This window comes from Microcoleus sp. B5-D4, from assembly GCF_036705145.1.
Taxonomy (GTDB): Bacteria; Cyanobacteriota; Cyanobacteriia; order Cyanobacteriales; family Microcoleaceae; genus Microcoleus.
The window spans coordinates 35,829-46,942 of the sequence record NZ_JAUBTV010000062.1 but is presented as its reverse complement, the minus strand read 5'-3'; the positions used below and the strand labels follow the sequence as shown (position 1 = coordinate 46,942).

The 11,114-nt window shown below is 47.6% G+C and carries 9 protein-coding genes; 3 read left to right on the top strand and 6 right to left on the bottom strand.

Annotated elements, in window-relative coordinates:
* Positions 1-452 precede the first annotated feature (452 nt).
* The 3 genes from QUB10_RS24080 (at position 453) to argJ (ending at position 2,397) form a co-directional block, all read left to right on the top strand.
* On the top strand, positions 453-647 hold the full coding sequence (locus tag QUB10_RS24080) for a hypothetical protein (protein WP_006631905.1): 195 nt from the start codon (positions 453-455) through the stop codon (positions 645-647).
* A 61-nt stretch (positions 648-708) separates the two neighbouring features.
* Positions 709-849 carry a hypothetical protein gene (locus QUB10_RS24075; RefSeq protein WP_015176121.1) on the top strand — a complete coding sequence of 47 codons (141 nt, stop codon included), beginning with the start codon at positions 709-711 and terminating at the stop codon, positions 847-849.
* A 306-nt stretch (positions 850-1,155) separates the two neighbouring features.
* Positions 1,156-2,397, top strand: a complete 1,242-nt coding sequence (gene argJ, locus QUB10_RS24070; protein WP_333103192.1) for a bifunctional ornithine acetyltransferase/N-acetylglutamate synthase — start codon at positions 1,156-1,158, stop codon at positions 2,395-2,397.
* A 319-nt stretch (positions 2,398-2,716) separates the two neighbouring features.
* Here argJ and QUB10_RS24065 read toward each other — a convergent pair whose 3' ends face one another.
* From QUB10_RS24065 to QUB10_RS24040, 6 genes are all read right to left on the bottom strand, one after another.
* Complete coding sequence (locus tag QUB10_RS24065; RefSeq protein ID WP_333205755.1) at positions 2,717-4,042, bottom strand: hypothetical protein; 1,326 nt, start codon at positions 4,040-4,042, stop codon at positions 2,717-2,719.
* A gap of 309 nt (positions 4,043-4,351) precedes the next feature.
* The gene (locus tag QUB10_RS24060; protein ID WP_333205754.1) at positions 4,352-5,572 is read right to left on the bottom strand and encodes an alanine racemase; all 1,221 of its coding nucleotides are present in this window, start codon (positions 5,570-5,572) and stop codon (positions 4,352-4,354) included.
* A 118-nt stretch (positions 5,573-5,690) separates the two neighbouring features.
* Positions 5,691-7,433 (bottom strand): asparagine synthetase B family protein, encoded by a 1,743-nt coding sequence (locus QUB10_RS24055; RefSeq protein WP_333205753.1) that lies wholly within the window; start codon positions 7,431-7,433, stop codon positions 5,691-5,693.
* Entirely contained in the window at positions 7,434-8,057 is a 624-nt protein-coding gene (locus QUB10_RS24050; RefSeq protein WP_333205752.1) for a DUF3859 domain-containing protein, read from the bottom strand.
* Between the two features lie 227 nt (positions 8,058-8,284).
* Positions 8,285-9,001: an HAD-IA family hydrolase gene (locus tag QUB10_RS24045; RefSeq protein ID WP_333205751.1), complete on the bottom strand. Its 717-nt coding sequence runs from the start codon at positions 8,999-9,001 to the stop codon at positions 8,285-8,287.
* Positions 9,002-9,164: 163 nt separating this feature from the next.
* Positions 9,165-11,078, bottom strand: coding sequence for a S9 family peptidase (locus QUB10_RS24040; RefSeq protein WP_333205750.1), 1,914 nt, complete (start codon positions 11,076-11,078; stop codon positions 9,165-9,167).
* Positions 11,079-11,114: the final 36 nt, after the last annotated feature.

Sequence of the window (11,114 nt, the reverse complement as noted above, 5' to 3'; positions counted from 1 at the left end):
CTAACTTAGCCACGCTTAGGGCTAAGGATACTTTACAATCCTTGACATAATTGTGTTTTACAGCGCCTACCTACTTAGCTACTTATTAAATTTACTGTTAACTAAGGCAAATTCTACTCCCTTGAGAGACAAAATTATGCATCTATAACTTTGAACCAAACTATAAAGTTATTTTGCCCCTTGGCAATTAGGTAGGCGCTAAAATGTGGCACTTAGAAGACGAATATTGTCAAATTTTGCCAACTGCTGCTTGAGGTTGGGCCTGAATCCACGAGCCAAAGCTCGATCGCACTCCCTGCAACCTCGATCGAGATTCTCGCCCCATAGCCCAATTGTAAAGTTTTGTGACAATTTTTATTTGGTAGCTTTAGATACAGAATTGTCTGTTATAGTGATAGAAGAGAAGAAAAAACAAGCCCAACATTAATCTAAAGAATACGGAGGAACCGCATATGTCTACCGAAAATCAAGCTCGCTCTCTGATGATGCGCCACCACCAACTTGTGAAGAACCGTCAGCAATCCATGCTCAACCGCACCGCCACCGAAGTCGGGATGGAAGATACGCACTACTGGGGTCACATTCAAGGCAAACCGCAGCCCAGCTTTCAAGCCAGTTACGATCGCAGCAACGCCACTATGAGCTAGGGCAAACTCAATTTCGACAATTGTCTACGAAGTTATTACCTATAATTTGGAGAAATCAGTTATGTCCACTCAAGAACAAGCCCGCAACCTGATGATGCGCCATCAACACGTCGTCAAAAACCGTCAGGAATCCATGCTGAGCCGTGTGGCTGCTGAAGTTGGTTTAGATGCTGGTTCTCCAGCGAGTATCGATCGCAAATAACTCCTTTTTTCAACGGCGAGATAGTTGAATCGAGTTTGTTGTTTGCCAGTTAAAAATTAATAATGTCAATTACAAAACCGTCGCGACTTCTTCTTGAGTTCTAACTCTAGATTGGAAGCCGCGATTAGTTTTATGGGGAATTGGGAATTGGGAATGGGGAATGGGAAATTGGGTTCAAAAGAATCTAAAATCTAAAATCGTTCGACTGAGCGCTCACGCCGAAGTCTAAAATCTAAAATCTAAAATCTAAAATCTAAAATGGTATAATCCCCTTTCAGCAGATTGAAGGCTACTAGGGAGGTCATGATGTCGGACTGGAAAGAAATTGACGGCGGAGTTACAGCACCCAGAGGGTATCGAGCATCGGGAATTACAGCGGGTTTGAAGCCTTCAGGCTTGCCAGATTTAAGTTTAATTTTGTCAGAGGTGGACGCGATCGCCGCCGGAGTCTTCACAACCTCCACTGTCCGGGCCGCTTGCGTGGACTACTGCCGCCAGCGTTTGCAAGCTAAACCCAGCGCGAAAGCAATTTTGTGCAATGCGGGACAAGCTAATGCTGCTACTGGCGAACAAGGTTTGGCAGATGCCCTCGAAAGTGCCAAATTGTTGGGAGAAGCGCTGAATATTCCTCCAGAATCTATTCTTTTGGCCTCCACTGGCGTCATCGGACAGCGGATAAAAATGGAGCCGCTGAGGGCGGGAATTCCCCGATTAGTTGCTGAGGCATCGGAAACTGGTTCCGATGCGGCGGCTAAGGCTATTTGTACGACTGATTTAGTGCCGAAAACGATCGCCCTGGAAACCATGTTTGGCGATCGACCCGTCCGCATCGGCGGCATTTGCAAAGGTTCGGGAATGATTCACCCGAATATGGCAACAATGCTGGCATTTGTAACTTGCGATGCAGCAGTGTCATCGCATTTGTGGCAAGAAATGGTGAGTCGGGCGGCTAACAGAAGTTTCAATCAAATTACTGTTGACGGCGATACCAGTACCAACGACTCGCTAATTGCTTTGGCAAACGGCCAATCCCGCACGCCCGCAATTACAGAAATGGGGGCGGATGCTGAAAAATTAGAAGCGATGCTGACAGAAGTTTGCGTGCATTTAGCAAAGGCGATCGCCCGTGACGGCGAAGGTGCAACTTGTTTGGTGGAAGTGCAAGTTAGCGGCGCGCTGGATGAAGTTTCTGCGAGTAAAATTGCCAAAACAATTGTCGGTTCTTCTTTGGTGAAAGCTGCTATTTTCGGACGCGATCCGAATTGGGGCAGAATTGCGGCGGCGGCTGGGCGCGCTGGTGTCGCTTTCGATCAAGAGAATTTGCGGATTCAATTGGGGGATTTTTTGATGATGGAAAACGGACAACCTAAAGAGTTCGATCGCGCTGCTGCAAGTAATTATATGAAAGCGGCTGCTGAGGGGGAATATTTGAAGGCTGATACGGTTGTAATTCAGGTTAGTGTCGGGAATGGTAGCGGTTTTGCGAAAGCTTGGGGATGCGATTTGAGTTACGACTACGTGAAGATTAATGCGGAGTATACGACTTAAATAAGTCCAGGCGGTTACAAGTCCGGGCGGTTAGAAACCGCGCCTACACAAACAAAACCAGACGAGAGAAAGTTGAAGGCAAATTTCACACAATTTAAACTCAACTTCCCCCCGTGGGGGGAAATTTAAAAATTTGAAACCTTTACTCACCGAGTTAACCTCAGCTTTTTTGCTCCTCATTTTAAAATCGCTGAAGCCCTTACCAAGATAAGCTTTTTATGATTTTAACAAAAGAGCGCTAAAAATCTTATTCAGACTAAGTTTCAAGACTTTTTTAGCTTATTATTAATAAGTCTAATATAAAGTTTGAAAACACGCCCTAACCAAAACTATCGGAGACAAACACATAGCCGCCGCCATATCCAACATTATCATCCACTAATATTAAGCCCTCGTTACCCTGCGGATCGCCACTCTGAGCAAGTCCATAATTGACCACGCGCAACAACCGCTGCGGCGTAAACGATTCTAATTCCACAAAATTGCCTGCCTCCAGCCACGCTAGTTCTTCTGCTGTTAAACCTTGCCTTACGGCATCGGGTAGTTGACGGGCTGTTTGTGCCATTGTTTGAGATTGCTGCACAAACATATCGCGGGTTGCTAAGATTTGACGGGGAGAAATTCCCAAATCAAAAATTGTCACCGCTTGATTCGCAAACCAGTTTGGATTAGTTCGCAGTTGATTTACCAAGCGAACTCCTGCAGGGCTCGCATTGTGCAGCGCATAAACTTTCAAATCGGCATTGCGCCGCAGCATTTCAATCACGGTACTGAAGATGCTTTGGGGATAGCCACTAATACTAAGAATCGCGCAGTTGTTTTCAAAATGGACGTTGTTGGCAATTAGGAATTGAGCTATTTCGTCACTGTCACAGATAATTGCGCGATCGAAGCTGTAGGCGCTGACTTCGCGATCGATGGTGGCGGGTAAAGCTTCTTGACGAGGTGCAGGGAGCAGTTTTTCTAATGTGCCGTTCACTGTTTGCCAGTCTCGCAGCCATTTATCGCTCTGCGCTTGATTAACGATAAATATTTCACCCGTTATCTGTTGACGATTTTTTTGTGAAATGCTGAGCCAGTAGGAAAATAGTCCTAGTGCAGAGGCTGCGATGTATCCTGGAAAATAATTAAATATCAAGCTTCCTGAAATCCCTGTTACTAAAATAATTATTCCTAAAGTTTGTAAATTTGTGGCATTAACTTTTCTGCTGCGAACACTTTGCTCGGTAGATTGGCTGTTCGCGAAAAATCCCCGAATCCAAATAATATTGAAAACTGTCCACACTATCAAAAATCCCGCAGTGTCAGAAAAGATAGAGCTAATGAATATACCGCCAAAGTTTACCAGGAAAAAGCTCTGGACTAAATATGCTAAAATCCAGTTCCAGAGGTTAGATGAGGTGCGATTTTTTAGCCGTTGATCTATCAAATACAAAAACTGTTTGGGCGTAAAAAATAACATATTCTGGCTGGAAATATCTTCGATCGCATTTTTGAAAAAGGGATCGGTGAATGCCAACTTTTTATCAGTGACGGTAGTGGGTTCAAACACAAACGGATGGTTGCACCGTTTACAGCGACCTGAGTTGCTTGTACGATCGCGCAAATTGTTATCGGTATTACACTGGACGCATTTCATTCCCATTTGGGTTACTCCTGATTGATTTAATGGATTTATATCGTTGACGGTTGTTTTGGAATGGTTTTACCGCAGAGGGCGCAGAGGGCGCAGAGGAAGAGAAGAGAGATAACTTCGTTACAACTGATATCTTGCACCATTGTCAGCAACAGGCTTTTCGGCCTGTTCCACAATAGAATTTATTTATTTTGGAACAGGCATCTTGCGTGATCTGAGTCTTTTATAAACGGGCTCTCCGGCCCGTTCCACAAGAGAATTTATTTATTGTGGAACAGGCATCTTGCCTGTTCTTGAGAATGGTGTAACATCTCAGGTTTAAAAGATTTGCCCGTTTAACAAGATAGAATAGTCTTCTCGCTGTCGAATTAATCGATCGCCCTTAGCATCAATCAACACCTCAGCAGGGCGGGGGCGGTGCAGAAAATGCGACGACATCGCATAGCCGTAAGCCCCGCTATCCAAAATCGCGATCGCATCTCCAATTTTGAGTTTCGGTAGCCAACAGTTGCGCCCCAAATAATCCCGCGAATAAGTTGTGTTGCCGCAAATATCCGTTTCATGTCGCGATACATCGTCGGTTTCCCAAGTTGCGATCGCCCGATAGCCACCGTGCACCGCAGGCACGGATAGATTTGATACAGTCGTATCCACCCCGACAATTTGCCGCGCGCCCAACCACTTCACCGACACAACTTTCGCAAGCAAAACGCCACAACCTGCGATCGCCGATCGTCCCGGTTCAATCACCAACTCGATCGGGCGAGATAGCGCACTCAATCGTTCAGTAATCGCCGCACCAAACTCCCGCCAGTCAAACACCGCACCGCCTCGATAGGGATAGCCAAAACCACCGCCAAAATCAAGGGTTCGCCAATCTGGCAACTGTTGGGCGATCGCAATTAGCCGATCGATCGCCTGCGTAAAAGCACTCGTGGCGTTAGTTCCAGTCCCCCGATAAAAATGCAATCCGGTAATCCTCAACCCCTGCTGCTGCGCTATTTCGTTGGCTTTCTCGAATTCGGCGGGACGCACTCCAATCCGACTGTCTCCCGTCAATTCCGGTGAGTTGAGGCGCAGTCCGATTTCGGCAGGGATTGATCGCGGTTGACTCGCGGAATATTCGCATAAATCCTGGAGTTGCGACAGACTATCGAAGTTAAATCGATCGATCTTCCATTCAATCAATTGCTGAATATCCGCCCTGTTGAGGTTACTGCCCGTATAGACAATGCGATCGCTCGTAAAACCCGCTTTCAGCCCCAAAAAAACATCCCCCGGTGTATTCGCGTGTAGCCCCCAACCAGCCTGCTGAATCAATTGCAACAGAGCAATATTGCCGTTGGTGACGCTAGCAAAATGAAACTGAACGTGCGGATAGTTGATCGATCGCGTAATATGCTCAAGGGTTTCATGGAGGATCTCGGCCTGATACACATATAAGGGCGAACCATAAGTTGACAAAAGTCGCTTAGCCATTGCTTCGGAGAACGGCGGCGAATGTATTTTGGTTTCATTCTGTAGCAAAGATTCAGTCATATAGAAGAAGTTCGGCAACGGATTATTTAACGGATGTAACGGATGTTTGGCAACGGATTTTGTAAGGGATTTAACGGATGTTTGGAACAAGGAAGATTGTAAAATCAACTGTCAACTGTCAACTGTCAACTGTCAACTGTCTTCGATATTTCCAAATGCGTTGTCCGATCGCCGGTGGCAACCAAAACACATGATCCAGCGATCGCTTGCCCGGAATTTCGCCTAAAACCTCGGTTCGCCATGCCTGCCACATCAGCAGCAGCCAGAGATTATTGCCAATATAGCGATCGCGCATAGCAACTCCGAGTTGTCCCGATAACATCGAGTCAGCCAAATGGGGCTGCCAGCAATTTTGCGATCGCAACAGATTCGGATTCAGCCGATCGCCGATCGCAGCCCAAAACTCCCGGTAATACCAAACCTTCAACGGGACTCCCATCCCGCGCTTTTCCCGCCAGACAATTTCCGGCGGCAGCCAGCGTTCGGAGGCTTTTTTAAGGATGTATTTTTCGCACGCACCTTGCAGTAGCAGCTCGCCAGGGAGTTGAAACGTCCATGCTGTGAGGTCGGGGTCGCAGAAGGGCGATCGCACCCACAAACCGCAAGCAAACGCCAATGCCGTTGCCCTCGGCTGAATATTTTGGGCACCTTTGAGCATCAGTGAAGCCCGCCGCAGCCTCGCTAGCAGGGAAGGACAGGTTTCGGGATCGATCGCGTCTTGCAGGTAAACGCTCAAATCGTGAGACTGGATGCGATCGAGCATTTCTGGCGAAAAAATCTGTTTTTCATAACCATAAAATCGCTGAAACGTCCGCAAATACTGCTGTTCAAAGGTTTCTACTCCGGCGGGATGTTCTGCACTGTAAACTCCGTGTGCAATCAAAGGCTTGTTTGTCCATCCAGCAAATAGCTGATCGCCATTCTCGCCATTGAATACAACTCGCACGTCTTGCGCCGCCGCCTGTTTGAGCAAAAACAGTGCAGCCGTCGTGCCGTCTCCATAGGGTAAATCGAGGGCTTTGGCGGTTGGCTCGATCGCCCGCAACACTGCATCGCCCGTCGCCACCACTCGGATCAGCGGAATCTGGAAAAAGTCCGCCACCTGTTGGGCGTAGGGGAGTTCGGAATAGGCTTCGACACCAAAATCGAGGGCATAGGCGCGCACCTGCAAGCCTGCTTTCACTAGCAGCGCCGTCACCAGGGAAGAATCGATGCCACCGGAGAGTAAAACGCCCACGGGTTCGTCGATCGGCAAATCGGCCACTTGTCGATCGATCGCCTGTTGCAACAGCCCTTGCAATTGTGCGATCGCCTCATCCTCACGGCGCAGTAGTTGGGGCGCTTCTTGCCAAGCCGATTGCAGCGATCGCACTTTCGGCCGATCCTTAACATCGGCGATTTCCCAAATTATCTCGGTTCCGGCTGCTACGGATGCAATTTGCTCGATCGCAGTTAACGGTGTGGGCACGTAGGAAAAGCAAGCATAGCTGTGGAGGGCGATCGGGCTAATTTGAGGGGAAGCAATCAGCGTTAGCAGCAATTGCATCCGCGTCGAAAACCAAATAGTTTCTCCCAACTGCATCCAGTACAACGGCACTCGCCCAAACGGATCGCGCCCCAGCCGTAGGTGTCCCGCTTCCACCGCCGCCCAAGCATCTCCCGGAAAATCGGTTGGCCCAAATCGCCCGCAAGCATTCAGCGTCACTGTGTCAGCCGTGAGTAGAGATGCAGAGGCGATCGCCCATTCGGATAATTTGCCCTGCCGAATGCAGTAGTCTGGGGCTAAACGGCTGAGCGTTTTTGTGCGATCGTCCAGTCCCCAATAGCCGATAAAATGTGAAGGTTTGTCGATCGCACCCATCTATTTCACCGTGAAAGGTTCACTGCTGATGACGCGCCCATCCAGGGACATCCGAACTTCCCATTTGCCTGGGGCTGCAGCAGATCCGAGATCGTAAAAGCAGTGGGTATTCCAAACCGCAGTATTGATGGTGCGAGTTTGATACCTGCCCTGATGCACAGTTTGACCGCTAGAATTAATCCAGTCGCATTGTAAAGACAACTCACGACCGATCGGAGCATTTTGCAACGTCACCTGGTAGTAAACGCGGGGATTGATTTGACGGTTGACTTGAGTAAGGCTGTCACCGCCCTTTTGAGATAGGGCAATTCGGTCTTCTCCTCCCACAACTTGAGCAGTTTTTTGTTGCTGATTTTGCCCGAACAGTACACCTATACCGATCGCAGAAATGACAACAACTGTCGAGGCGATCGCGATCCAGCGGTTGCGTCGCTGCTGTTTTTCTAGGACTTCGCGGCGGCGCATTTGGGCGATCGCATCTTCTAAAAGCTCATCAGGCAGATTCAACTCCCGTAAAATTTCTCTTACCTGATCTGGGGCCAATTCTAACTCGCGCTGCTGCGATAACTTGTCGATCTCAGCGATCACCTGTGCTAATTGAGTTTGAGTAAGTCGAGGTTCCATAAAGTTTTTTCCAGTTAAAATTAGATATATAAATCACCCCTCTCTTCTCTTCCTCTGCGCCCTCTGCGCTCTCTGTGGTTAAATTATCCATATTATTCAATAAATAGCTCTCAAAGTCAATTCATAAAAATCATAACCTTAACCTCATAAAATTCATATTTATAGTCCTGGACGCATCGGGGCTCATGCAAACCCGGGTTTTTTGTGGGAGTGTGTCTAGGACTGACTTATATAAAATCCAGACTAGGAAACTCTTCTACTTTTTGGGAATCAGTTAAATTCCACTTTCCTGAATCTATTGTTTCCTGCTGGCGATTCAACCAAATTGCGTTTAATCCGGCATTTTTAGCACCACAATAATCTGCTTTGAAGCTGTCGCCGATATGCAACACATTCTCGGCAATGCAGTTGTGCTTTTGCAAAGCTGCGGTAAAAATTTGAGAGTCGGGTTTTGCCGCACCAACTTCGGTAGAAATTGTCACTGATGTGAAATATTCAGCTAAATTTAGTGCTTTTAATACTGCATAAAGTCGCGAATCGAAATTCGATACTACTGCTAATTCAATCCCTTGTTGCTGCCACCTATTTAATGCTGGCAATACGTCGGGATAGACAAACCAAGGTTCGGCGGTGGCAAAATGAGCGTAGAGTTCCACAAAGAATGTGGAAAAGTCTGAGAATTGATTGAAAACGCCTGCTATTTGAAAAGCGTTCGCGCAAACTGCTTGCCACCATTCAAATTCTAGCTGGGGAATTTGGGCTAATTCTTTTCCGGGAAATGCCATCGGATTTGAGTGGGCAAAACTTTGGAAAAATGCTGCATTTAACTCTTCGTTAGAAACAGTTACTCCCCAACTGCGGGCAAATTTTCCGTAGACTTCGCCGACGCTGCCACGCACGTCAAATAGCGTCCCTGCGGCATCGAGAAAAATAATTTTGGTCATTTGAGAAGAAAAAGGGAAGAGGAAAGAGGACTTATCGCACATCCGGTTGCATCGGAATGATTTAACCACAGAGGACACAGAGAGCACAGAGGAAAAGAAGAGAAGAGAAGAGAAGAGAGATTTGAGTAATTCCTTCTTTGTTCTTCCTTTTTCCTTCTTCCTTCTAATTAGTTGTTTGCGGATTTACTACACCGGAATGATTGGCAATGTTGCCTGCAGGTTCAAATCTGCCTCCTAAATACTTGGCTAGGAATTCTTCGGCGATCGCAAAAAAGTGCAGCCGATTTTCTGGCCGCGCAAATCCGTGTCCTTCATCTGTATAAAGCACGTATTCTACAGGTTTGCCGGCTTGCTTCATGGCATTGACAATTTGCTCGCTTTCTGCTTCTTTCACTCGCGGGTCGTTGGCACCTTGGGCGATTAGTAAAGGTTTCTGGATGCGATCGACAAAAGATAAAGGGGAGATCGATTTCAGAAACTCTGGTTCTGTTTCCAAATTGCCGACGCGGTGATACAGACTTGCTTTTCTCGGTTCCCAGTAAGGGGGAATAGTTTGCAGCAGTGTAATCAAATTGCTTGGCCCGACAATATCGACGGCGCAGGCAAAAACATCGGGACTAAAAGTCAATCCGACTAAGGCGGCATAACCACCGTAGGAACCGCCCATAATTGCAATTTTATCCTGTAGGGCAATTCCTGTTTCTACCAGCCAATTTACCCCATCTAGCAAGTCGTCGTGCATTTTAGCGGCCCATTCGCGATTGCCGGCATTGAGAAAGGCTTTGCCGTAGCCGGTGGAACCGCGAAAATTGATTTGCAAAACGGCGTAACCCCGGTTTGCCAGCCATTGGGCTTGTGGGTTGTAACCCCAGGTATCGCGTGCCCAGGGGCCACCGTGAACTAGCAAGACGGCAGGTACTGGTGTGGCGACACCAACCGGTTTTGTCAGGTAGCCGTGAATGGTTAAACCATCTCTTGCGGTGTAAGAAATGGGTTCCATTGATGATAGTGGTAGCCCTTCGAGTTTGGGTTGGTTGCTGAACAGAAAGGTGAAAGTTTTGGAAGTGCGATCGTACACATAGTAGTAAACTGGACCGTCGTCTGTCCTGTAAGCGATTAGCCAAGTAGTGTCGGCGAGGTTGCGGCTGGTAATGGAGAATTCGCCGGGACGGAATTTGCCGAGATGCTCAAAATCCTCTGCTATGCTTTGGTCTAAAATCCGCCACTCTTGCTTGTCCTTGTAGAAGGAAACCGCCTGAATCTCTCGCTTGGTGGGGTGTACGACAATATCCCCGACATCGTATTCTGGATCAGAGGCGAGATCAGTTTCTTGCTTGGTTTCCAAATCTAGCGCGATCAAACGTTCCGCGTTAGCATCGTGATCGCCTCGGATGTAGAGAATTTTGCCGTTTTCTGAGAACATGACGGCACCGCCTTCGTCGTCGGGGCCCCAGCTTCGCAGGCTTTCCCAAGACTTGTCCGCAGTTTCCCTCCATAGCAATTCTTTACCGCCCTCGGCAGTTGTGGCTGTGGCCGCCCGCACTTGAAATTGGGCATCAGCAGCCCAATTAACGATGTTTCCTGGGTTGTCGGTGTCGAGTTCAACGGCACCGTTTTGCAGGTTGATGCGGTAAAGATCGTGTTTGCGCCGATCGCTGATGTTGATTCCCACTAATATTTCATTGGGGAAGTTGCGGTTAAAGGCGATCAGATGAGCTCGAACACCTTGAAATGGTGTCAAGTCGCGAACCTGGTTTGACTGGATATTGACTGAGAATAAATGCCATTTTTCATCACCATCAATATCTTGCTGATAAATGAGTTCTTCGCCACTGTAAGTCCACAAAAAGATGCGGATGCCGCGTTTTTTATCTGCTGTCAGTTGGCGATCGTCTGCTTGACCGACGGTACGCAATTGCACTTGCAAGACGTTGTGTTCATCGGGTGCAATGTAGGCGATATACTTGCCGTCGGGTGAAAGTTTGGGGCTAGTTTTTTCGGGGTTTCCAAACAGAATTTCCCGCTCGATTAGCGGTGGAAGTTCTGTTTTTGGCTGTTGAATTGTAGGAGTTTGCATTTTTTATTGTACCTAATATTTTCTATAGGAACGGGC

Excerpts from the sequence above, each read along its gene's own strand:
- QUB10_RS24080 (WP_006631905.1), top strand. The coding sequence starts at position 453 with ATGTCTACCGAAAATCAAGCTCGCTCTCTGATGATGCGCCACCACCAA.
- QUB10_RS24075 (WP_015176121.1), top strand. The coding sequence starts at position 709 with ATGTCCACTCAAGAACAAGCCCGCAACCTGATGATGCGCCATCAACAC.
- argJ (WP_333103192.1), top strand. The coding sequence starts at position 1,156 with ATGTCGGACTGGAAAGAAATTGACGGCGGAGTTACAGCACCCAGAGGG.
- QUB10_RS24065 (WP_333205755.1), bottom strand. The coding sequence starts at position 4,042 with ATGGGAATGAAATGCGTCCAGTGTAATACCGATAACAATTTGCGCGAT.
- QUB10_RS24060 (WP_333205754.1), bottom strand. The coding sequence starts at position 5,572 with ATGACTGAATCTTTGCTACAGAATGAAACCAAAATACATTCGCCGCCG.
- QUB10_RS24055 (WP_333205753.1), bottom strand. The coding sequence starts at position 7,433 with ATGGGTGCGATCGACAAACCTTCACATTTTATCGGCTATTGGGGACTG.
- QUB10_RS24050 (WP_333205752.1), bottom strand. The coding sequence starts at position 8,057 with ATGGAACCTCGACTTACTCAAACTCAATTAGCACAGGTGATCGCTGAG.
- QUB10_RS24045 (WP_333205751.1), bottom strand. The coding sequence starts at position 9,001 with ATGACCAAAATTATTTTTCTCGATGCCGCAGGGACGCTATTTGACGTG.
- QUB10_RS24040 (WP_333205750.1), bottom strand. The coding sequence starts at position 11,078 with ATGCAAACTCCTACAATTCAACAGCCAAAAACAGAACTTCCACCGCTA.